Annotated in this window: 20 protein-coding genes; 10 read left to right on the top strand and 10 right to left on the bottom strand. The window is 52.5% G+C overall.

All coding sequences use genetic code 11. The annotated features are described in order from the left end of the window. Nucleotides 1–68: 68 nt before the first annotated feature. The gene (locus PLIM_RS04385) at nt 69–848 is read left to right on the top strand and encodes an acyl carrier protein (RefSeq protein ID WP_148226969.1); all 780 of its coding nucleotides are present in this window, start codon (nt 69–71) and stop codon (nt 846–848) included. Between the two features lie 51 nt (nt 849–899). Here the strand turns inward: PLIM_RS04385 and PLIM_RS04380 are convergent, their stop codons facing one another. Next, nucleotides 900–1,331, bottom strand: a complete 432-nt coding sequence (locus PLIM_RS04380; RefSeq protein WP_013109108.1) for a hypothetical protein — start codon at nt 1,329–1,331, stop codon at nt 900–902. Between the two features lie 281 nt (nt 1,332–1,612). Here PLIM_RS04380 and PLIM_RS04375 point away from each other — a divergent pair, with 281 nt between their 5' ends. Beyond that, on the top strand, nt 1,613–2,926 hold the full coding sequence (locus PLIM_RS04375; protein WP_013109107.1) for a sulfotransferase family protein: 1,314 nt from the start codon (nt 1,613–1,615) through the stop codon (nt 2,924–2,926). On the opposite strand, the gene PLIM_RS04370 is transcribed toward PLIM_RS04375, so the two are convergent. Next, complete coding sequence (locus tag PLIM_RS04370; protein ID WP_230849398.1) at nt 2,921–3,388, bottom strand: YkgJ family cysteine cluster protein; 468 nt, start codon at nt 3,386–3,388, stop codon at nt 2,921–2,923. The genes PLIM_RS04375 and PLIM_RS04370 overlap by 6 nt on opposite strands. Before the next feature lie 218 nt (nt 3,389–3,606). Here PLIM_RS04370 and plsY point away from each other — a divergent pair, with 218 nt between their 5' ends. From plsY to PLIM_RS04355, 3 genes are all read left to right on the top strand, one after another. Continuing rightward, nucleotides 3,607–4,269, top strand: coding sequence for a glycerol-3-phosphate 1-O-acyltransferase PlsY (plsY, locus tag PLIM_RS04365; protein ID WP_013109105.1), 663 nt, complete (start codon nt 3,607–3,609; stop codon nt 4,267–4,269). 586 nt (nt 4,270–4,855) lie between these two features. Beyond that, a complete protein-coding gene (locus PLIM_RS04360) occupies nt 4,856–5,737 on the top strand; it encodes a hypothetical protein (RefSeq protein ID WP_148226968.1) in 882 nt (293 codons plus the stop codon). Nucleotides 5,738–6,110: 373 nt separating this feature from the next. Continuing rightward, complete coding sequence (locus tag PLIM_RS04355; protein ID WP_013109102.1) at nt 6,111–6,464, top strand: hypothetical protein; 354 nt, start codon at nt 6,111–6,113, stop codon at nt 6,462–6,464. Nucleotides 6,465–6,602: 138 nt separating this feature from the next. Here PLIM_RS04355 and PLIM_RS04350 read toward each other — a convergent pair whose 3' ends face one another. From PLIM_RS04350 to PLIM_RS04325, 6 genes are all read right to left on the bottom strand, one after another. Further along, entirely contained in the window at nt 6,603–7,478 is an 876-nt protein-coding gene (locus PLIM_RS04350; RefSeq protein WP_013109101.1) for a transporter, read from the bottom strand. 494 nt (nt 7,479–7,972) lie between these two features. Further along, nucleotides 7,973–9,943, bottom strand: coding sequence for a vWA domain-containing protein (locus PLIM_RS04345; protein WP_013109100.1), 1,971 nt, complete (start codon nt 9,941–9,943; stop codon nt 7,973–7,975). Further along, on the bottom strand, nt 9,940–10,836 hold the full coding sequence (locus PLIM_RS04340; RefSeq protein WP_013109099.1) for a DUF58 domain-containing protein: 897 nt from the start codon (nt 10,834–10,836) through the stop codon (nt 9,940–9,942). The genes PLIM_RS04345 and PLIM_RS04340 overlap by 4 nt, the downstream gene beginning before the upstream one ends. A gap of 64 nt (nt 10,837–10,900) precedes the next feature. Further along, the gene (locus PLIM_RS04335) at nt 10,901–11,644 is read right to left on the bottom strand and encodes a hypothetical protein (RefSeq protein WP_013109098.1); all 744 of its coding nucleotides are present in this window, start codon (nt 11,642–11,644) and stop codon (nt 10,901–10,903) included. Between the two features lie 134 nt (nt 11,645–11,778). Beyond that, on the bottom strand, nt 11,779–13,356 hold the full coding sequence (locus tag PLIM_RS04330) for a serine/threonine protein kinase (RefSeq protein WP_013109097.1): 1,578 nt from the start codon (nt 13,354–13,356) through the stop codon (nt 11,779–11,781). 54 nt (nt 13,357–13,410) lie between these two features. After that, nucleotides 13,411–14,001: a VOC family protein gene (locus PLIM_RS04325; RefSeq protein ID WP_230849397.1), complete on the bottom strand. Its 591-nt coding sequence runs from the start codon at nt 13,999–14,001 to the stop codon at nt 13,411–13,413. 330 nt (nt 14,002–14,331) lie between these two features. Between PLIM_RS04325 and PLIM_RS22400 the strand changes: the two genes are divergently transcribed. Beyond that, nucleotides 14,332–14,823 (top strand): DinB family protein, encoded by a 492-nt coding sequence (locus PLIM_RS22400; protein ID WP_013109094.1) that lies wholly within the window; start codon nt 14,332–14,334, stop codon nt 14,821–14,823. 67 nt (nt 14,824–14,890) lie between these two features. Here PLIM_RS22400 and PLIM_RS04315 read toward each other — a convergent pair whose 3' ends face one another. Beyond that, complete coding sequence (locus PLIM_RS04315; protein ID WP_013109093.1) at nt 14,891–16,549, bottom strand: DUF58 domain-containing protein; 1,659 nt, start codon at nt 16,547–16,549, stop codon at nt 14,891–14,893. Nucleotides 16,550–16,883: 334 nt separating this feature from the next. On the opposite strand from PLIM_RS04315, the gene PLIM_RS22395 reads away from it, so the two are divergent. Both PLIM_RS22395 and PLIM_RS04305 read left to right on the top strand, forming a co-directional pair. Beyond that, the gene (locus PLIM_RS22395) at nt 16,884–17,489 is read left to right on the top strand and encodes a peptide chain release factor family protein (RefSeq protein WP_196349527.1); all 606 of its coding nucleotides are present in this window, start codon (nt 16,884–16,886) and stop codon (nt 17,487–17,489) included. Between the two features lie 186 nt (nt 17,490–17,675). Further along, complete coding sequence (locus PLIM_RS04305) at nt 17,676–18,173, top strand: hypothetical protein (RefSeq protein ID WP_013109091.1); 498 nt, start codon at nt 17,676–17,678, stop codon at nt 18,171–18,173. An 80-nt stretch (nt 18,174–18,253) separates the two neighbouring features. Here the strand turns inward: PLIM_RS04305 and tsaE are convergent, their stop codons facing one another. After that, nucleotides 18,254–18,739 (bottom strand): tRNA (adenosine(37)-N6)-threonylcarbamoyltransferase complex ATPase subunit type 1 TsaE, encoded by a 486-nt coding sequence (gene tsaE, locus PLIM_RS04300; protein ID WP_013109090.1) that lies wholly within the window; start codon nt 18,737–18,739, stop codon nt 18,254–18,256. 437 nt (nt 18,740–19,176) lie between these two features. Between tsaE and PLIM_RS04295 the strand changes: the two genes are divergently transcribed. Together PLIM_RS04295 and PLIM_RS04290 are read left to right on the top strand one after the other, a co-directional pair. Then, a complete protein-coding gene (locus PLIM_RS04295) occupies nt 19,177–19,971 on the top strand; it encodes a gamma-glutamyl-gamma-aminobutyrate hydrolase family protein (RefSeq protein WP_013109089.1) in 795 nt (264 codons plus the stop codon). A 238-nt stretch (nt 19,972–20,209) separates the two neighbouring features. After that, nucleotides 20,210–21,478: a PP2C family protein-serine/threonine phosphatase gene (locus tag PLIM_RS04290; RefSeq protein WP_013109088.1), complete on the top strand. Its 1,269-nt coding sequence runs from the start codon at nt 20,210–20,212 to the stop codon at nt 21,476–21,478. Nucleotides 21,479–21,485: the final 7 nt, after the last annotated feature.

Genomic DNA, 21,485 nt, shown 5'->3' with positions numbered 1-21,485 from the left:
TTGGCTGAAGAACATCAGATTCCAAAACGGCCTTCTCATTCTGGATTCGACAACCTCTCAAGAGGAGCGTGGCCACTATGGGACTCGATTATGTTGAATTCGTCATGGATCTTGAAGAGACCTTCGACATCAAACTGGATGACAAACATTTTTCAGCAGTCAAAACACCACGCGATTTGGCAATCATTATTCGGGATCAATTAGCTGCTGAAGGCAGAATCTGGGATGAATCGAATGCTTTTCGCAAAATCTCGAATTTGAATTGGACGATGTTGCCCGAGTTCCGGATGTGGACTCAAATCAAAAGCTCTCTACCAGTTTCTTTTCACCGACTGCGTCCCAGCACCCGTCTCGATCAACTGCTGCCGGCTCCACGCCTCAAATCCTTTTGGCAGCAATGGCAGATTCAAGCGGGGATTCCTCTTCCAGAGCTCCAGCATCCTTCACCCGATGGAGCCGCATGGCTCGCCTTGATAATTTTGCTGATGCTACTCTGGCCAGCCTATGTCGTGGGTGGAGCACTGGGATTGAGCGTCTATTTGCTCGGCTCGGCGAGTTTTGTGTTTACGGTCTATTGCATCAGCCAGGGTGTGGCGTCATCTAAGACCTCTCTGCCAGCTGGCTGTGTCACAATTGGGGATCTCGTAAGAACTGTTGTTCCTGAGAGCGATCGAAGCTTGTGGAGCCAGAAGACGTTCAAATTCCGAGCTGAAAATGGCTTTGGCGATACACCATCCTGGCCACTCGACGGCATTGAAGGCAGAGTGCTCAACGTCTTGTGCGAGAACCTGGGCTTAGCCCAAGGCTCCATCTCGTCATCTGAGAAGTTGACTGCGCTCTTCGCCTGATGATCTTCCGGCGTAGGTCGAAACTCCACTCACCCCAGAGTTTCTTTGCCTTTAAGGCTGAATCTGAATGAAACCCTCGGCCTGAATCGAACGGTCAGTACTCGGGCCAACCTGGATCACGCGATTGTTAATGCGCAATTCACTGCGGAAACTCAGTGAAGGAAGTTCCTGATAATAAGCAGTGCGGTACGCCGAACGGCTTCTCGGCAGCCAGGCTTCTTGAGGTGTTCCTTCCGGCGGCAGGTGGGAAAAGTACGACCTCTTGAACATCCAGTCTTCGGCTCGCACCGTCGGTGTGGCAAACAGCATCGCCCCACAGAGAGCCATCAGCCCCCAACAGATCCGGCGAAAACGAATGACTGGTGGCTCAGCAGCCACACTGTGCTGCCAGAAACCAGTTTGTGACAGAGTTGACGATTTCGCCAGGGATTCACAACGTGCAGAATCTGCGAAGCTGAGGGCTGATCGTTTTTTTTGACACATCGCGTTGTCTCCTGGCATCGCCTGTTGTCATTTTCCCCAAAATTGAGGTGCTTTGGCAACATTTCTGCTCTGATTAAGGCTGCCAGAAAGTATGAGGCAATTTGCGCGCCAGTGGGCCTGTTGCAGAAAAGAAGCCGGGGTTGCGGTTGCGACAAACGCAGAACTGACTTATACCGGTATTCAATTCGCAAAGGAGAGCGCTCGTCCACTTTCCGCGTGGATCAAAGCGACAAGAATTATTGAAGGGGTCACCCCGGTTTCGGCCCAGGAGAACAGCACCAGTGACGACAACTCCCGAGGCTCGCTCTGCTCTGTCCCATCCCCCGGCGGAAGTTGTCGAACAAGCGTTGGACAGCCAGTTGAAATCTACAAACAAAGCGGCCTCATCGGGCGGAAATCATCACTCGCACGAGTCAAACAACGCTGCGAAAAAAGCCGAGACCTCTAAAGAAGTCACCAAGCTCAAATCGACTGGCCAGGGTCTATTTACCGTCTGGCACGGTCTGACTTTTGGCGGGCTGTTGCAGTTAATGGCCAAACGCCCGCGGATGCATTATTCCCGCGCACTCAGGCTGGTTTCGCTGTTCTTTATCTGCCCGTTCAATTCGATCTACAGCATGATTTCCGGCCTGATTTACGGTCGCAAAATCCAACAGACTCAAGTGACCAAGCCCCCAATCTTTATTCTGGGGCACTGGCGGAGTGGAACCACCCTGCTCCACAACCTGATGACGCTCGATTCGCAGTTCACGTATCCCAACTTGTATCAGGTCATGTACCCGCAGCACTTCCTGCTGACAGAAAGTGTCATTTCCAAATTAGCAGCTCCCTTCCTTCCCAAAACCCGGCCTATGGACAACATGCCCGCCGGCTGGAAATTGCCACAGGAAGACGAAGTGGCCTTGCTGATCGAAACACAGCTTTCCCCCTATCTGATGGTCGCCTTCCCCAATGAGCGGAAATACTACGGCCACACCTTCGATGTCCGGCACATGTCCCCCGGCGATCAGGCGAAGTGGAAACGCTCACTCGTCAACTTCGTCAAAAAGCTGACTGTTCGTGCCGACAAGCCCATCGTGATGAAATCGCCCTCCCACACCTATCGAGTGGCGACTTTGCTCGAACTCTTCCCGGATGCCAGGTTCGTTTACATTCATCGTGACCCTTACGCCGTCTTTTCCTCGAGCCTACACCTGCGGCGCACGATGTACATGGAGAACAGCTTTATCGAGCCCAGTGAGGAGATGCTCTACCAAGATACCCTCGAAACACTCGATACCTGCCTCAAAACCTACGAAGAAACCCGGGACATGATCCCCGAGAAAAATCTCGTGGAAATTCGCTATACCGATCTCGAAGCTCATCCCGTCGAACAAATGCAGCGCGTCTACGAGACCTTGGGCTTCGATGGCTGGGATCGCATGAAACCGATCTTTGAACGCGAAGCCCAGGCGATGTCAGAGTACAAAAAAAATCGCTTCATCATGGACGACGAGACCCGGCAGATGATCTACAGCCGGCTCAAGGATTTCTTTGACAAGTACGGCTACGATCCGCAAATCGGTGCAGCCGAAAATGGCGGAAAGTCGTCATAGCCGCGATTGCCGGGCACTCTCCCGAATGATTTCAAGCGGCACAAGTTCTCCCTTTCCAGCACCGGGGCAGACTTCACATGTGGCTTGCCACGCCTCGGGAGTTTCAATGGTTTTCTCCCAGAAGGGCCATGTGCGGCATTGGGCAGGCCGCACGGGATAAATGCGGCATTTGCGTGTAGCCCCATCCAGAAAGACACAATCGCCATTCGCGTGGTCGGCGAGAGAAAGTTTCCCCTGAGCGACTTTCGTATGCATGAGGCGCAGTTCACCTGTGGAAATGCTCAGGAACTCGGCGATCTCGATCATCTCCTGTGTGCTGAGCCACACATAACCGGGTGTTCCCGTGCAGCAGTTGCCGCACTGCGTGCAATGAAACCTCAGCCCGGCCGAGTACCACTCACTGGCTTCCGGCGGCTTTTCGTCGGCTGGAACTTCATGGTCAGATTCGGTGGGATCACTCACAACGCAAAGCTCTTTCACAATAGAGAAGTACATTCTTCACAGGGAAAAACTATCTCCCGATAGTTCATCATCGAATCATGGCATGCAGAGTTCGATCATGGCAACAGAATGGCATTTCTCCCCCCTGATGTTTCCATCCTCCGCCGGACTTTGTACTTTCCTGCTGCTTGATGTAGAGATGGTTCTGCCGGTCCGACTTTTGTTGGGGAAGATGGTTCATGCCCTGGGTGTTACTGATTGTGGCCAGCTATCTGGCAGGTTCGATCCCTTTCGGATTGCTGCTGGCGCGGGTTATTCGCGGGATTGATATTCGCCAGGAGGGGAGTGGCAACATTGGTGCCACCAATGTCAGTCGCTCACTCGGCAAAAAGTGGGGGCTGGTGGTCCTTGTACTCGATGCCCTCAAAGGCTACTTGCCCCCGCTCTTTCTTCCGGGGATTGTTGGTTTGGGAGGCGATACAGGCCCAGCCAGCGAGTGGGTGATTCCCATGTCGGCCATGACGACAGTCATCGGTCACATGTTCCCGATCTGGCTCGGCTTTAAAGGTGGCAAAGGGATTGCGACTTCACTGGGAGCTCTCGGAGCGGCTTCTCCCTGGGGATTGCTTGTCGCGACCGTCTGCTTCTTTGGCAGCTTCGCAATCAACAAGATTGTTTCGCTCAGTTCGCTCATGGCACTGGCGGGATACCTGGCGTTTGAATTGATCTGCTGGCAGGTTCCTTTGGCGTTCCGGCAATCAGACGGTCTTCAAGGAGCGACCACTCCGCAGGCGATCATGGCGATCGTCTTGTCCATCCTCATTGTCTACCGCCACAAATCCAACCTCGCCCGCCTCCGCGCCGGCACCGAACCCACGTTCTTCCAGAAGAAGACGAGTTGAGCTCGATGGGCTATTGGGGATCAACCTGGGCAACACAGCAGCCATTAATCCGTGCCATGCTTGCGGCTCTGACGAGCCATAATGTGCCAAAGGATCAACTGAGCCGAATGCCAATGAGATGCAAAAAGTCTAATCAAGGCAGTTGAGAGGCTACTCATCAACTACTTACTACAGAAAACAAAAACATCAAATGCCACCAAGTAACATGAAAAGACCATTCTTTCGAAAACTTCTACACAAAAGCCCACTATCGCCTCACCCTGCTTTAGTGCATATACTTACTATCTTCGTCTTCATAGCAATGTACCTAGGCCTTAAACAATGGCTACCGTCCAACGTTACAGCAGCCGACCTCGAAGACTCAATTCAGTTTCTGGGCCAAGTTCTCGCGCTTGTCGTAGGCGTTTTACTTATTGGTACAACCGTCAGCCTCACTTCTTACGATGGATCAGACATTCTCTCAACTTTGTACACTGAAATAACAACGTCTGTGTCTACCTTCTTCTCGAAGTTCTTCGCTAGTGGACCAACAAGACACAAATTAAAGAGCTCCAAATATCGCCTCCGAACGCTGCAACGACCAGGAGTGGCAACACTACTCTTCAAACAGTATGATCCAAGAGAGACAAACAATGGTTGGTACGTATACCGCCCCGAATGGGACGGCGCATGGTACCAAATCTCACACTCCCCCTTTAGTCACCACAATCACACGGGTGTTCAACTGGAGCAGATTCGCTTTCTGCACGAAGCCGTTATATGTGCGAATTGCGTCCTTAGAGCTGTTGATAAACTCCGCTCCTCCGGAGGCGCAATTGTTGAGTATGGTTATGGGACCAATGGATCAATCTGGTTCTTGGAGTCCTTTGAAAAGTACAAGTCAAGCGGGCACCTTGAAATTCCACAAGAACTTTCACTCAACGAAGCAGTTTCAAAAATCAAATTGGCGCTAGATTCGGAGCACTACCTTCAAGAAGAATTGCGAGAACATGCACGAAATGTTCTCTGGGCACCGTTTGTGCTAACAACTTTTCAGCTAGAGTATATAGATTACGTCAAATCATTAACTCACTTAGTTGAGAAGTTGCAACTTCTACGCTGGGCAAACATAAGAGCAAAATTCCCACAAGTGTGCGAAATTCAAGAGCAGCGTATTGTGGATTTTCTTGGGATTAATAATTTCCTCAAAGTTCGAATGGCTCTCTATTCATTACGAGCAAAAGTGGTTACAGCACACGGCGCCACCAGTTATTTCCATCAAGTCAAGTCATGGTCGATTCCAGGTATTGGCGTGTCTCTCATTGTCTTGCTTGGACTACTTTGCGGTTGGCCATATCTTAAGTGGGCAGCAGACCATCCAACGCGTGACGAGGGCTTTGTAATCCTCTATGCAGCCGCTATATCCGCAATGTGTGAGAGTTCAATTTTTCTCGTTCGCCTTCTATGGAGTCGAAGATTAGGTTACTGAAATGACGGCTGCGCAATGCTGCTGCTGTCTTAAGAAAAAAATGCTTGGTATCGCGCGGTAGCACAGGTTGAGTGTCGCAAGCTACTTGTGTGTCGTGATAAAGGAGGCACTGTCGGCAGAAGTTCCCTCCGGTGAATTTGAAAAAGAGTTCATATTCAACTGAATCAGGCAAGCCGTCCATCCTTCTGTGTCCTCACCGCCCCGGTAGAAAAAAGAATTTCAACCGGGGTCATCCGGCGGTACACTGCCGTGTGTTGTTCTGCATGCTCGAAGTATTGCGAAGAGCCTGGTTTTTGCCTGCCTCAATGAGGAGACACTTCCGTTTTATAACTCGCGCAATAGATGCGTGGTCGGAATTTATAGGAGAGTATCAATGGAATCAGACAAGGGCTACGCGACTTGGGGTGTTCTTGTTAATGGCTTTGAAGAAGGGAATATCACAAAAAGGCAATGTGCTGAGAATATTGTTTTTAAACTTGTGCATCGTCGCGACACTTCTGCGACAGAGATACTTGACGGCTTACCTGTGACGATCAAGAAAGAGATGCTTTGCTATTTTGACGAAAAAGTCAAACCTCTAGATTTTCTTCCTGATCCGTCAGTGTTTATGGCGGATACTAGAGATCCTGAGCAGATGCTTGCAAAGGCGGTGGAACTTCGACCGCGATATGTTTCCATTTACGAGGCACTTGGTGATTTAGAGATTTCCCCCGAGAGGAGTAGGTGAATTAGTTGGGCGGTAGGGAGATGAGGAGTTCAAAACTCTCGGTGATCCGTGCCATACTTGCGGCTCTGAGCAAGCAGACTTTGCCAATCGAACAGAAGTGCTGGATGCAAAGTACGCGGGAGCCTGCCCTACTTTTCACTAGAATCGCCAGCCGGCACCGACATTCGAGAAGAATCGTGCTGAGTCGCTGTTGAGTCCCCAGCCCACACGAATTCCGATTTCCAGATCTGGTGTGATGAGATAGTGGATTCCCGGGCTGATGTATTGTGAGGTCTGCGCTGTCTCCTGCTGATCCGAGAAGATGCCAAAGTATTCGATATGGGCTTTATATTTTGTTCCGACAGGAACTTTGAGCACCACAGACGGAGCCCACAGATTGAAATGATCTTCCTCTTCGGCGGTGGCTGAATAGCGCATGGCGGCGTCAATCGTCCACGCATTCGGCAATTCCCAACCCACCACATAGCAGAGTGTGAATTGTGTCGTATTCAGACTCCCGGATGTCGGAGTATTGGCCTGCACAATAAGCGAGGATTGAGGCAGCCAGTCGGCCTGTTCATTCACAAACAGCTTCAATCCATAGAGCAGATCTCCGTCGTTCTCGATCTCATCAACCAATGGTTCTTCTTCGATGAACGAAGAATTCCCACTGACGGAACCGCCACCACCCGTCTCGTAGTTCCATCCCAGCCGGATTTCAATGCGGTCGCTCACGCCATATCGAACCAGCAATTCCGGGAAACTGTGTGTCTCCCGGCTGGAGGGATTATCAATGAACGAGTAAGCCGCTTCGACAATCGTTTTGTGGTGGCCCACCACTGTCGTTGCCGGTGTAAATGAGTCGCGATCGGTTTCGATTTCATCGCCAGACGTTGGACTGAAAACGATCGACGGATCTGCCAGCAGAGAGCGATCCAGAAAACCCGCTTCCTGAGCTGACGCACAGTCAGGCCAACCCGCCAGACTCAGCAGAGCGAGCGTGAATGCTGTCCATCGTAAGGAGTTTAGGGGCATTCCAGTCACTCACTGCAGAGACGCGCTGCCAACTCACTTGAACAGGCCTCATCGATCCAGCGGCAATTTCTGCCGAAGACAGTCCGAACCTGATGAAATCACAGGCCTTCAAGATTCACCGCCTGCTCAAAACTATCGGCAGAGACACAACAGAACTGTCAGATTGTTTAACAAGCTGACTTTCATGCAGGCCGCATGCGGAAAAGTTGAAAATTCTATCGACCTCGGCCATCAGTCATTCACGCGGGAGAAGCTGTTTTCCGGAAATTCTTAACGGGTAGCCCGGCCAACTTGTGTCCGGGTTGTCGTGCAGTTCCGCGACAACAAGAAGCCACGCGATGCGCAGGCCCTGCCCCCAGACTTGACTTTGTTTTGGGTGGCACGACCCTGGAGGCTTTGCGTAAGGGCGTGGTCATTTACAGGGTGTGTGGAATGCGAAAACATGCTTGCTCAGAGCCGCAAGCATGGCACAAACAGGGGAGGTCTTGATCAAACTAAGCACGTTTGAGAGGCAGTGCTGGTTTCTGGAACAGCCACCATTCCCAGAGCAGAAAAAGCAGCGCTGCCCAGGCAAACCAGCGCCAGAGTGGTGTTTCGACAGCCAGTTTCTCATCGGCTGCGGAAACTTTGGCTTCTGAAAATCTTAAGTCCTGCTGCACGAACAGAGATGTCTCCTGCACACTCTGAAGCGCTACGCCGATCTGCTTGACGAGAGTTCCACCATCAAAAATCTGGTAGACACCCACAGCCGGTGCTGCCACACCTGCCAGTTGTCCGTTGGCATCTGTCGTCAATTCTGTGGTTCGCGCTGTGGTGCGCTGGCGACCATTGGCAGCCATCGGGCTTAATCGTAACGAACTCCCTGCAGCCAGTTTCCACTCCGGTTCGACCGGCCCCACAATGCGATAGCGGGTCTCCGGCTGAAGTGTCAACGGGGGGAAGACACCCGTCCGGAGTGCTTTGGTTTCATTCAAGCCTGCCAGATTCTGAGCCAGATCAACGGCATTGGCCACGAGGATGGGAAACCCGACACGGAAGGGCAGCGTCGAACGTTCCATCGGAAACAAAATATGATAGCGCTGCTGTGCCCCCGAGGGCCTCGACACAACCAGCGGGCCTCCTGTGGATGTCGCTACCACCTGAAAACCTGCCGCTTCAATGGTGCGGTCGGACTCACCTTCCTTCAATTGCGGTGCCCCGCCAATCTGCACATCTAAAAGCTGCACATGCCTCAGGAGAGGATCTGTCCTTAACCAGTCCGTGACCTCTGCCAATCCCGAACCTGTGGCCACTTCTTCCGTCGAAATAAATGATTCCAGCTCGGCGGGAACCAAACCCACGGTCAAAATGACCCGCGCATCACGTTCGGCATCAGCCACTTGATTAGAAATCACAAGATCCACTGAGGATGGTGTCGCAGCCCCTTCAGCGGGAAAGACAACCACGTCTTTCATGGCAGCCAGGGCATGACGAAACGTCGTCAGTTCGGGAGGGCAATAGATACTCAGTGGCCTGACCTGCGGAGTCACGAGAAAAGCTTCATTATCACTGCCAACCGCATCCACACCATCCGGAACAAGGCGCAGAGCCACCTCCGTACTTTCTGGCGAAGAAGTGCGAAAAATCAGTCGCTCTGCGGATCCGCCAGCCAATGAAATCGACTCACTGCTCAGGAGTTCTCCATTCTCGAAGAATTCAACTTGAGTGAGCCCGGCAAATTTTGACGAAGCCTCGACCCGGGCAAAGACCTCCCAGTTCTCGCGTGATTTTCTGGCATTGAATTCGGTGATCCCCACATTCGACGTTGCCGCTGGGACTTTCTGAAAGCTCACTCGAAAAGGAAGCTCCAGATCGAATTCTGGAGGGACATTTCCATCACTGAAAAGGACAACCGTCTCGACAGGCACAGTGCGTGCCAAAGCGATCGACATGCGGAAGGCATCTTCCAACTGACTTGTCGATTCAGAAATCGTCAGTTGATCAAGTGCTGCTTTGAGGATGCGTTGATCATTCGTGAAATCCGTCAATCGACGGGCCGAGTCAGAGGCGGCAATCAGGCTGATTTTCTGATCGGCCATAAGACCATCGATCAGTTTGGTCACTTCCTGTTTCGCCAGTTGCAGTCTGGTCTGGCCACCCGCTTTCTCCACACCTTCCATGCTGGCCGAGATATCAATAATCACAGGCAGATACCGTGCGGTTTGCGAACGAGCCGGCCAGAAGGGCTGCATGGCTGCCAGTATCAAAGCCAACAGCAACAGAATCTGTGCCAGCAGCAAAAGGTTTCTTTGGAACCTTTGAAACGGAGAGTTGACGCGAGAATCGCGAACCACCTGCTGCCATAAGGCCAACGAAGGGATCTCGACTCTCGGTCGGCGCAGCTTGAGAAAATAAAACAGGATCAGCGGTGCCAGGAGCAGCAGATACCAGGCCGCTGAAAGTGATGCAAAGCCAGGCCAACTCATCGCACCCAGCCTTTACGAAGGAGTGTATCGAAGACGATGTTGTCCACGCTTTGGCTGGTGTTGAATGACAACGACCGCCCGCCACGTTGCCGACAGACCTGCTCCAGTTCTCGTTCGAGTGACAACCGGTATTCCTCGTAAATTCGCAACAGATCTCCCCCGGCTGTCACATCCAGCGTTTCTCCCGTTTCGGAGTCGACAAAACGAACATCCTGTTCTAACTCAGGGTTATGCTCGTCGCTGGATAAAATCTGAATGGCCCAGGGTTCCAGACCAGCTCCAAACAACCGGCTGATGGCCTGATCAATTCGGCCAAACGTCAGGAAGTCTGACAGGCAGATGACCACCCCGCGACCCGAGTGCTGCCGGAGTGCAGCGTCGATGGTAAAGTCAATCTCGGCATCACCCCCAACTGGCAGGTTTTCGAGAAACTCAAAAAGTTTGCGGAAAGAACTTTTCCCGCGCAGTCGTCGAATCTGATGCGTGGCCTCATTCCGGCTGCCCAAGGCGTAGATCGAGACTGGCTCCATATTCATGAGCCCCATCATGGCCAGAAGTGCGGCAGCCTGCCGGGCTCGATCAAACTTTTCGCCAAACTTCATCGAACTGGAAGCATCCAGCAGGATGACAACATGCATTTCTTCTTCGTGTCGGTACAGTTTCAGATAAGGGCGATGCAGACGGGCAAAGATATTCCAGTCGACATACCGGATGTCATCACCAGGGCTGTAATCTCGAAAGTCTTCAAACTCGGTACTTGAACCACCGCGACCAGCCAGATGTTCACCCCGCATGCGGTTGGTTTTGCGGAATCGTGGAGCCAGTCGCAGATTCTCCGCTCGAGAAAGTGCGCTGTTCGAGACCAGTGAAGTCAATTGTCTGGCGTTAGCCATGGGGTACTCTCAATACGAGAACCTGGTCTCTGTTTGTCGGCTCTGGCGAGTCTTCCACAAGAGTCTAACGTGCATCAATCGCCTGTTGAATGGGCTTGAGGATTTGTTCAACCACACATCGATCGACAAGTTCTTCGCAGATCGATCTCAACTGGCGAAAGGTTGTATCGTAACTTGAAGAAGCATCCAGACTGCCATATTGCCGCACACAAAAATAGACACTGATCTGGTCTTCACCAAACTCACCTTTACGAACCTGGTAAGGATTGGTTCGAGTTTCGACACTCAATCGCGCATGCCGACGACATGTATCATCCAGGGCCATGACAATTCCCGGCTGATAGCTCAAGGGTTGGGCCCCGGGCAAGGCCAGCAGATTTTCGATTGCCGGGCCGGGTGAAAGAACTTCCGCCAGCAAAGCATCGTGGTTACCTCGATAAGCGAAATCGAACCCCAGCATATAGTCCAGTGCTTCACAATCGAGCGGCGAGACTGAAAGCATATACGGGGCCAGTTGCAGCACCAGTTCATGCTGGGCAGCTGCTTCATCCAGATCCAGCGGATTGATCAGCCCACTCGAGATGCGTTTGGTTTCCATCGAAACCCACCTCTGCTGCTCCTGATCTTTATCCGATTCGAGGATGTAATCCTTCCCCTCGCGCGAATGAAAATTCCTCATCGAAGGATAGGTTTTCTGCAGCCTCTCGAAAAACCCCAGGATCGTTTCCCGGCTCCCGGGAAGAGGCATTTCTGTGTGAAGATTCAAATTCGCGTAGAAGTCGTCCGCGAGATGGGCATACTTCTGCATGCGAACTCCAGTGTTGTTGCCCGAGTTGTTGTCAGATGATAAAAACGCTTGATTTCTCGCAGATTTTATCGTGAGCACAACATCTGGTCAAAGCGGCACTGATCGACTGGCTGTGCTGAAGTGATGGTTATCGTTCATTCCGATGAACTGCGTTTCTCGGAAAGTCTTTGCCTCGCCTGCCGCACCTGGACTTCCAACTCCTGATTTCCCGCATAGAGCGTCATGATGCTGTTCCAGATGGTGCGAGCTTCAATCGTTTTCCCCTGCTGGGCCAGTTCATCAGCTCTTGCCAGTGATTGATCAACCATCTGCACTCGATCGACCGGGTCGCCACCAGCGGCTTCGATCTCTTGAATCCGCTTTTTGGCCAGCATGACGAAGGCCCGGTCCTGCTCTCGATCTTTCAGCAGCACGACCATGCTCTCATACTTTTCCAGAGCCGAAATACGGTCGCCAAACTTTTCGTATCGGTCAGCTTCCAGGAACAATCGCTCCGCTTCAGAATTCGGATCTCGCCCGGTTTTCGCAGTGGCCCGGGCCCTGCGCTCCGCCTGATGCATCTCGACCTGATCGACATATTGCTGAACCTGGCCGGCATGTTTGCCTTGAGGAAACTTCTGCTGAAGAGGCTTCAGATACTTGTCGTAGGCATCTCCCCAATCGGTGGGCTCTTCACTCTTCATGAGTGCTTCCGCCCGGGCAAACAACTGATCTTCCGACATCGGCCAGAACGGAATTGTGGCCAGAAACAGGATCGTCACCAGAATTGAAGCGAGGAACCACGCCCGTTCATAAAAGGGGACTTTGGCCGATTTTTTTCGTTTTTTCTTCTTGGGAACATTGGCTTCAGCAGTTTTGGCTGCCTCTGGCGAGATCGCTTCGACCGGCTTTGTGAGTTGTTCCTGAATCTGTTCAATCGCCACCTGCACTGCGAGCGCATCGAAAAATCGATCCTCGGGATCTTTGGCCAACAGTTTGAGAATCAGATCTTCGACAACCTGCGGACATTCTGCGTTCAACGATGACGGGCGCGGAGGATCTTCCTGCAGATGCATAATCAGCATCTCGCCCGCGTTGTCTCCGCGAAAGGGAGTCTCTCCCGTAATCATCTCGAACATCACACAGCCGAGTGCATACAGATCCGTACGACGATCAACCGGCGGCTTGCCGCGAATCTGCTCAGGGGCCATATACGAGTATGTGCCCACGGTTCGGCCAGCAGCCGTCAGTGCCGTCGCTGTGGTATCACGCGCAATACCGAAGTCTGTCAGCTTGAGTGTGCCGTCTTTGGCCCTTAACAGGTTGGCAGGCTTCAAATCGCGATGAATTACACCGGCAGCGTGAGAATGTTCCAGCGCCTGGGCAATCTGAAGTGCCAGGTCGAGCACTTCTTTCCACGGAAGCTGGCCGTGTTCTTTTAAGTAGCCCTCAATGGAACCACCCGTGACCAGTTCCATCGCATAGAAGCGCTGTGTCCCCAGTTTCCCGCCGCCATAGTAGCGCACAATATGCGGATGCTGCAGCTTCTTCAGAATGGCGACTTCGCGTTCAAACCGCTTCTGTAATGATTCTGCCTGGCTGAGATCCGGCGAAAGAATCTTGATCGCCACGGGAGCACCCGTCTTGGTGTAGGTGGCACGGTAGACAATCCCCATACCACCGACACCCAGTCGATCCCCCAGTTCAAATGGTCCGATCATGCGGCCAGCCATGAATCACTCTTCTCTCGCCAGTGCCAGAAACCAGTTTCTCACATACTGTATGATTTACGGACGATATGGCCCCACCAGTTCGACCAGATTTCCATCGGGATCGCGCAAGTTACAAAGCCCCACACCTTCTGGAAAACCGGCTGGCAGCAGCTTGGGCGAACTGGCGATCGGCTTGATTTTGTGCTGCTTCAATTTTTCGAGCGAGGCATTTACATCTTTGACATGAATCGTCAGATACCGAATGCCATAGGTGGACTGAATAAACGATTGATCGACCCGCGCTCCCGGAACTTTGGGAAACTGAATCAGTTTCAATCTGGTGGCCGTTGGCCCCGTTCCGAGAGTCAACACTTTGACATCCAGCACCTGACCGTCAGATAACCCAACCTCCTGGGCATAGTCAGCGGGGACTGAAAATCCAGGCAACTCCTGAAAGCCGATGGCCTTGGTGTAAAAATCGATCGACGCCTGCATATTGCTCACACACAGACCCACATCGATTGTTTCCGAACTGAAGGCAATTTCTGGCGACTTTTCTTCCTGCAGTGCCGCCACCGCAATGGAAATCCCCGAAAGCAACATGGCCCCGAATAGTGAACACAAAGCGCCGCGTGCCATACCCAGGTGCTGCATCTTCCAAGCCATTCGGATCTCCTTGATGTTCAGTCGTCAAAGTGTTTATTCCGGCAATCCACATCCTGCGGTCTATCGCTGGTCGTTACGGATTGTGCCTGTTTGGAAGGGTCGAATCAAATCGACAATCACAATTCAGCAGGCAAGTTCAAGAATTTGTCACCTGCCAGCCCGGAAAAGATCTCAACCAGGAAAAGATCCAAAAGCGACGAGGAACGATTCCACAATTCGCATTGGCCGGAAGAATCGCTACGCTGGCCAGCATGTCGAACCAGGAAGCACTACCACGATTCAGCAGCTATCTGCGACACCACCAAAACACTTAAGCTGACAGAGATCCTCATGTTTGCACGCGACCTCGTCCTGTATGGCGTCAATCAAAAGTATCTGCAATCACTCGTAAGCGGTATCAGTACACAGGAGGCTAAAATTCAGCCGATGCCCGGACTGAATACTCCTTTCTGGATTACAGGCCATCTCGCGATTTCCACAGACTATGCCCGGCAACTTCTAGGGGAAGAGCTGAAATGTCCTCCCGCCTGGCACAAAGCCTTTGGCCCAGGTTCGATCCCTGGAAATGAGCAGAGCATTACCGCCAGTATGGAAGAACTTCTCGCTGCGGTGCATGCCGGACACGTCGACATCACCACCTTGTTACCCAGCGTGAACGAAGCGTGGGCCGCTCAGCCAAATCCGGTGGAATTTCTGGTGAAAAACTACCCCTCCACCGGCGATCTCATGGCCCACCTGCTCACGACGCACGAAGCCATTCACCTGGGCCAGTTGAGTGCCTGGCGACGCTTCCGTGGTCTGCCTGCCGTCAGTATTGGCTAGTACTGGCAGTGGACGACCAACTTCTGGACAAGAGTGTTGCAGACAAAAGAGTGTTGCAGGGCCGAAACTACAGATCATCGTCTGGCAGAAGTTCCGCTTCTTCCGCATCGCTTTCAGCCAGTATCGAAGTTCCTCGGGGAGCAAAATCCTGATCCAGCACGACATAATCGGCATAGGTTGATGGATCAATATGAATCACCTGAGCTCGCCCCGTCTGGGCATGGCTCAGATCGCTCTCTGTGGTTTTTCCGTGTAGTCTGGATGTCACCAGAACCAGTCTTGTATTCGCACTGAGAATTCTCTGGGCTTCTGCCAGCATCGACGTGGTCGTGGTCGCTGCACCAGGTTCGGCCAATGCCAGCTGATCGAGCAGGAATTCAAGATTGGCAGGTGAAGCGGCTGCTTCGTAGACCGTAGCCGACTCACCACTGATGGCCAGACGCACTGTCGATTCCCGGCATGTCTGCGAATGCTCGGCACAAAGTGTCGCCACAAAGCTCAGAATCAGTTCAGCCTGCAGGTCTTCCTCGGGAGTCGGATGAGCCGATCGATGGAGATCGACCACGACCGAAAGATGATGTTCGCGATTCTGATGAAACTCGCGGACAATCAGTTCATTCCGGCGGGCAGAACTTCGCCAGTGAATCGCCTTCGGGTTATCGCCACTGCGATACTCGCGCAGATGATGAAAATCATCATTATAAATCCCGCCCCTCGACTGGCTCGATGTCACAAGTTCAGAGGCACCGACCAGTTCACGTTTCCAGCGGGGATGCAATCTGCCAATGATGGGATAGACCAGCATTTCTTCATGAGCATTCACCACCAGCCCGCGTTCAATCAATCCCAGTGGATAGCGACTGGAGACACTCAGTGGCCCGAAGATGTACCGGCCGCGATGCCCCAGTCGAATGCGATAATGGGCCAGTTGAATCGATTTGGGCCCCACGCGTGTAAAAAGGACACTGGCGACAGCGGCTATCTGAGAGTGTCTCGCTTTGGCTGGCCGTGCCTGATCCCGCACCAGCATCATCCAGGCGGATAAAAGTGGTCGATCATTCCGGAAGCTCACTTCGACACTGAACTGCTCACCACACATGGCTCGTTTGGGTAAGGTGCGCGACACCTTCGAGCCTTGCAGAGCGGTAAAGGCCGCCCAGCCATTGAGTACAAACGGGCCAGCCATTACCGCAAAAACAAGCATCATCATATTCGACTGGCCCAGCATCGAGCCCACCAGCAGCACAATCATGATTCCCAGATACATCAGCCCTTCCTTGGGAATATGCACCCGGTTTCGCTGAAACACGGGCATTTTCCGCATACTGGCCGATTGTTTGCGAATCCAGTCTTCCACAAAGGTCTGCAGACTGAACAGGATCAATACGCCAATCGCTACAAAAAACGTCATGCGTGTGAGCGATGACCAGCGGGCCGTAATTGGCGAGGCCACAAAGTAGCCCAGCAGCAATAGACCTGCGACAGCCAGGGCAATCAAGGCACTGACTGGCAAAGCCAGCCGTCCGGGAGCCTGATTGCGAAAACTCAGATTTCTGGCAGCTGCCGCTTGCGCCTGACTGGCCGGAGATGTGGCAGTGCTTGCTGCTGCCGACTGCGTCATTGAAAGCATTTTCTCAGAGGCTGCCGCACTCCCAGTCAAGGCAGGTAAGCCACCAGTCTCTGTCTCCGCCTCGGGAGAATTCGACGATGCTGATGTCAGCGCCAAGTGAGTTACTTCCTGTTGAGAGATGTCTACAATCAGTGATTATGCTGCGAATACGAAATAAAACTCGGTTTTTGAAGCCAGTTGGCTCGCAGTGCGCTTTCTTGCTGATAGTAGACTCAACTTTTCATGGTCTTGCTATCCTCAAAAGCATGAACTTTTGATTCAAAGTTGCATCTCTTTCCAAAGGGAATCCCAAGCCGCCAATCGCTTTGCCACAAACCATGCACACTTGTCAGAAGTTTTTCCCCAAAAGGTTCGTCCCGAAACTCATCCACCCGCCGGCAACATCATGACTCGAGAGGATTCTGGAAACCATCCACGCACCAAAATGAACATGACTTCATCAGAAACAACCGAGAGTCTGCAACCCTTGGAGAACTTTGAACCTGTGGAAATTGATCCACAGACTCAGCCACACGCTTCGCAGATTCAAGGATGGAAACACCCCGTGTTACTGAGCCATGAGCAACTCCTGAGCGAGTGCAAAGCGCGTCGCCAGAAAACTTCTGGCCCCGGTGGTCAGCATCGCAACAAAGTCGAAACGGGAGTTTTTCTGAAGCATACTCCCACAGGAGTCGAGGCTCAGGCCACCGAACGTCGCAGTCAGGCAGAGAACCAGTCGAAAGCCCTCAAACGTCTCAGGCTGCAACTGGCACTGGAAATCCGCAGTCAAAAGTCTGCTCTTGAGGCCCCTTCTCCACTCTGGAAATCACGCGTTCGAGAACAGAAAATTATCGTTTCTGACGAACATTTTGATTTCCCCATACTGCTCTCCGAAGCTTTGGACGTTCTCGCCGAAAATGCGTGGGAACCTCAGCGGGCAGCTCTGCAACTCGATTGTTCTACCAGCCAGCTCATCAAGTTGTTGAAGAAGTTTCCGCCGGCCTTTGTGCTACTCAATCAGCAAAGAGCCCGGCGAGGGCTGGAGAAGTGGAAATAAGCATTCTGCAAACCTTCAAATTCCGGGCTGACAGAAAGTCCTCTTTCCAGTTACATTGGCCATAAATATTGCCTTTGAACCCTGATTAAACACGGACCAGTCATTCGCGCTGCTTCGACTGGCAAGAGGCAGAATCACTCTTTTCCATGGCCAACGAGCCCTCGTCATGAACCCGGAGACCCTGACATGAAAATGGGACGCACACTTGGCGTGGTGGCGACTGGCGGCATTCTGTTTGGCCTTTGGATCAGCGGCTGGCTCAAAGGCTTCGGGCTGGGAGACTCCAAGTTTCCAGGCGTGCAGGTCTCGACACAACAGACCAAAGTCAGTGACGAAGACGTCGATCAGACGTTATCAAAAACCAATGCCTCCACCACGTTGGCCTCATCCACGGATTCTCGACCAGAAACCCAGGCAGCACCTCCAGTGCTGGATATCATTATCGACGATGCGGGATTTCACTTCCGCAACAGCCAGACTTATGCCATCGAACCGGCTGTCATACCGCTCGATCAGGTGATTCAACAGGCGTTATTGACCACACCCTCGAACGAAGGCCCGCGAGTCAAGATTTATCGCAAAGCCTCATCTCGAACGAGTAATGAGGCCAGACTCAGTGCAGCACTCACAGAAGCGGGCCTCAAACCCGTTGACATCTACTGGCATCCGGCAGTGACCGAATAGCTGACCAACTCCAGCAAGACGCCCCCTCGGAATTCGTCATCATTAACGCGGGTTAATGGGACCTGAAGACCACTCAGGATCTACGGGGCTCCCAAGAGTTCCTGCCATCTTTCGAGCACTGGGCAAGAGGTGGGCCCCGTCGCTTTGGCCGTTAACTCCCGGGTGTTTTCGGGTTGATGAACAATCTCGATTTCCAGTCGATCCGCTGGCAGGTACTCACTGACAAGCTCAGGCCATTCAATCAGCACGACGGCCTCAGATTCCAGCAGTTCATCGACCCCCAGTTCAAAGAACTCGGCTGAGGTTTTCAGCCGGTAAGTATCCAGGTGATAGACACTGAGACGAGCCTGATATTCATGGATCAGCGTGAAAGTGGGGCTGGAAACATCGTCAATCACTCCGCCCAATCCCTCCACGATCCCGCGCGTGAGTGTCGTTTTTCCCGCCCCGAGCTGCCCCGAGAGCAATACGATCAGGGGCTGCTGACAGCTCATTCCAAGAAACCGACCGGCCTTCAAGGTTTCTAACTCATTTTCAAGAAACACTTTAAGTTCTTCTTCAAACATCAATTGATCACCTGGAAGAGAAGCCTCAAAAAACGGAAGTCGTGCATCATTCGACTCAAAAAGAACTTTCTGCAACCCATCGAACCAGATTGCAAGACACAAGATGTAGTATGCCTATCCAGCAAAGGCCGCAAAATCGTTGAAATCGTTGCAGTCTTCCGAAACTGTAATTATTTGTATTGCAGTCAACGGCAATTCTTGCCACTCGGCCAATGTTCAAATCTTGGCCAAAGTGTTCGAGCCGGTCTTCATTATCAAATCGACATCCGTGTACTGCATGCAAGTTTGTCTTCGCCATGAATGGCAACAGGGTTTGATCTGCTGATTGGTGGTCTGTTGATTGCATCGAATGGATTCGTACCCCGTGCTGGGTATTCCTAAGGGGGGAGTGCCAGCATTTTTCAGGTTGAAGTTCAACCTTAGCACAAGGAAGTGCCATGAGTCGCAAAGTTGCTGAACCTATTTCCAAGCCCGTTGTTCTGCTCAATGGGGATTTTCGCCCCAAGAAGAAAGACGGCCCGGCACTGAGCTGGTTTAACACCGGCTATTACGACTCAGTCACCGCCGCTGGTGCTTTACCGATTCTGACCCCTCCACTGGAAGATACGGACGATTTGAAGCAGATTCTCGACTCGGTGGATGGCGTGGTTCTGGCCGGTTGTGGTCACGATCTTGACCCCGTTCGCCTGGGTTTGGAACCGCACCCACACACTCGCCCCATGCCACAACGCCGGGAAGATTTTGATCGCTTGCTCTGCAAGATGGCTGTCGAAATGAAGCTGCCAATCCTGGCGATCGGCTCGGGCATGCAGACGCTGAATATTGTGCTGGGTGGCTCGATCTTCCAGCACGTTCCGGAAGAAGTTCCCCGTGCTCTGCACCACCGCGATTCGGTCGAAAAATGTAATCGCCATATTATTGAGATTACCGAAGGAACCCGTGTCTGGGATGTTTACGGCCCTGGTGAAATCCGCGTCAACAGCGATCATCACATGGCTGTCAATCAGTTAGCTCAAGGCTTCCGTGCCTCAGCCTGCTCACCAGACGGTGTGATTGAAGCTTATGAATCAACTGACCCGGACTGGTTCTGCATTGGTGTGCAATGGCATCCGGAAGATGACACCGCCAGTGCTCTCGACATGCAGTTGTTCCAGGAATTCGTGGGTGCTTGCCGTATGGGCAACATGCCAGCTGTCATTCCAATGACAGGTCGCCAGAAGGTGGCTGCCTGAAAAGGCCTTGTCATTCAAGCTGAACTTTCTTTGAGGAGATCGCCTGGTCTGCAATGGGGACGGACTTCCATTCAGATCAGGTGCTAAAGATGCAGCGCGGGTCGAGCACGGATGTTCGCCCCGACGTTGCGCCACACGTTCAGATCCCCCTCAAATTCATCACGCCTGACTTGTTGACCGATGGCTGAATAACCATGCTGAGAACCTGTTCGACCACGCTGTCGTTAAGGTTCTCAGTATGCTTTCGGCCCCCCATCTGCCCAACGAAGAGCAGCGAATCCAGGAGTTGTATGCCCTGGAACTGCTGGACACCCCGCCCGAAGACCGCTACGACTCAATCATTCGTGCCTTAAGAGCCGTCTACAAGGTTCCGATCGCTTACATTTCGCTGGTCGATCGTGATCGACAATGGTTCAAGGCTCGGGTCGGCCTCGAAATTCTCGAAACACCTCGCAGTATCTCATTTTGTGGCCATGCAATTGCTCAGCAGGAACCACTGGTTGTTCCTGATCTGACGCAAGATAGCCGCTTTGCCGATAACCCGATGGTGCTGGAAGCCCCTCATTTGAGGTTCTATGCCGGTCTTCGCCTCTCAGGTCCGACCGGGCAGCCCGTGGGGACACTTTGCATGGCGGATACGGTCCCCTTTGAGAAGCCATTTGATGATGCACCACTCAAAGAACTGGCCCATCTCGTCGAGCAGCAGTTTCAAATGCTCGATCTGATTTCGGCTCAGAAAAAGCTCCTCGAAGTCCGTGCCCAACTCCTACAGACTCAGGCTTTACTGCAGAATGAGTTGCGAGATGCGGCAGAATACATTCACTCGCTGCTTCCGACCCCGCTGACGGAATCAATCTCCACCAGTCACGAGCTGGTGGCCTGCTCGGAACTGGGTGGAGATCTCTTCGGCTATCACTGGATCAGTGAAGAAGAACTGGCGATTTACCTGCTCGATGTGAGTGGGCATGGAGTCGGAGCATCACTGCTTTCCGTTTCTGCCCTGAATGCACTCCGCAGACAGGCCTTGCCCGGGATCTGCTTTACCGATGTCGAATCGGTGCTGTGCGCCATGAATTCAGCATTCCCGATGGAAGAGCACAATGGAAAGTTTCTCACCTTGTGGTACGGAGTGTTTCACACAGGACGACGAGAACTGGAGTATGGCGCAGCAGGTCATCCACCCGCCCTGTTGTGGCAACGTCCCGGCGGGCCCTGCACAAAGCTCGTTTCCAATCAGATCATGATCGGAGCGGCAGCCGACTTTCCTTATCAGGCAGAACGCGTGCGAGTTCAGCAAGGGGCCAGGCTCTATGTTTACAGCGATGGTGCCTTTGAACTGGATTCACCAGCAGGTGAAAGTCTGGGGATTCAAGGCTTAATCCAAACCATCGAGAAAAATGCCCACCGATCCAGCCAGCGAGTATCAGCCATTCGAGAATCGCTGCAAGCCTTCCAGGGATCGGCAGATTTTGTGGACGACTTTTCCATGATTGAACTCTGCTTGTAGCAGTTGA

The sequence above is a fragment of the Planctopirus limnophila DSM 3776 genome, assembly GCF_000092105.1.
GTDB lineage: Bacteria > Planctomycetota > Planctomycetia > Planctomycetales > Planctomycetaceae > Planctopirus > Planctopirus limnophila.
The sequence above is the reverse complement of the archived record's forward strand: the minus strand, read 5'-3'. Positions and strand labels throughout refer to the sequence as shown.

Bases quoted from the DNA above. Each gene is read 5' to 3' on its own strand.
- PLIM_RS04330 (WP_013109097.1), bottom strand. From the start codon at position 13,356: ATGGCTGGCCGCATGATCGGACCATTTGAACTGGGGGATCGACTGGGT.
- PLIM_RS04345 (WP_013109100.1), bottom strand. From the start codon at position 9,943: ATGAGTTGGCCTGGCTTTGCATCACTTTCAGCGGCCTGGTATCTGCTG.
- PLIM_RS04340 (WP_013109099.1), bottom strand. From the start codon at position 10,836: ATGGCTAACGCCAGACAATTGACTTCACTGGTCTCGAACAGCGCACTT.
- PLIM_RS04350 (WP_013109101.1), bottom strand. From the start codon at position 7,478: ATGCCCCTAAACTCCTTACGATGGACAGCATTCACGCTCGCTCTGCTG.
- plsY (WP_013109105.1), top strand. From the start codon at position 3,607: ATGCCCTGGGTGTTACTGATTGTGGCCAGCTATCTGGCAGGTTCGATC.
- PLIM_RS04305 (WP_013109091.1), top strand. From the start codon at position 17,676: ATGAAAATGGGACGCACACTTGGCGTGGTGGCGACTGGCGGCATTCTG.
- PLIM_RS04325 (WP_230849397.1), bottom strand. From the start codon at position 14,001: ATGGCTTGGAAGATGCAGCACCTGGGTATGGCACGCGGCGCTTTGTGT.
- PLIM_RS22395 (WP_196349527.1), top strand. From the start codon at position 16,884: ATGACTTCATCAGAAACAACCGAGAGTCTGCAACCCTTGGAGAACTTT.
- PLIM_RS04295 (WP_013109089.1), top strand. From the start codon at position 19,177: ATGAGTCGCAAAGTTGCTGAACCTATTTCCAAGCCCGTTGTTCTGCTC.
- PLIM_RS04355 (WP_013109102.1), top strand. From the start codon at position 6,111: ATGGAATCAGACAAGGGCTACGCGACTTGGGGTGTTCTTGTTAATGGC.
- PLIM_RS04380 (WP_013109108.1), bottom strand. From the start codon at position 1,331: ATGTGTCAAAAAAAACGATCAGCCCTCAGCTTCGCAGATTCTGCACGT.
- PLIM_RS04335 (WP_013109098.1), bottom strand. From the start codon at position 11,644: ATGCAGAAGTATGCCCATCTCGCGGACGACTTCTACGCGAATTTGAAT.
- tsaE (WP_013109090.1), bottom strand. From the start codon at position 18,739: ATGTTTGAAGAAGAACTTAAAGTGTTTCTTGAAAATGAGTTAGAAACC.
- PLIM_RS22400 (WP_013109094.1), top strand. From the start codon at position 14,332: ATGTTTGCACGCGACCTCGTCCTGTATGGCGTCAATCAAAAGTATCTG.
- PLIM_RS04290 (WP_013109088.1), top strand. From the start codon at position 20,210: ATGCTTTCGGCCCCCCATCTGCCCAACGAAGAGCAGCGAATCCAGGAG.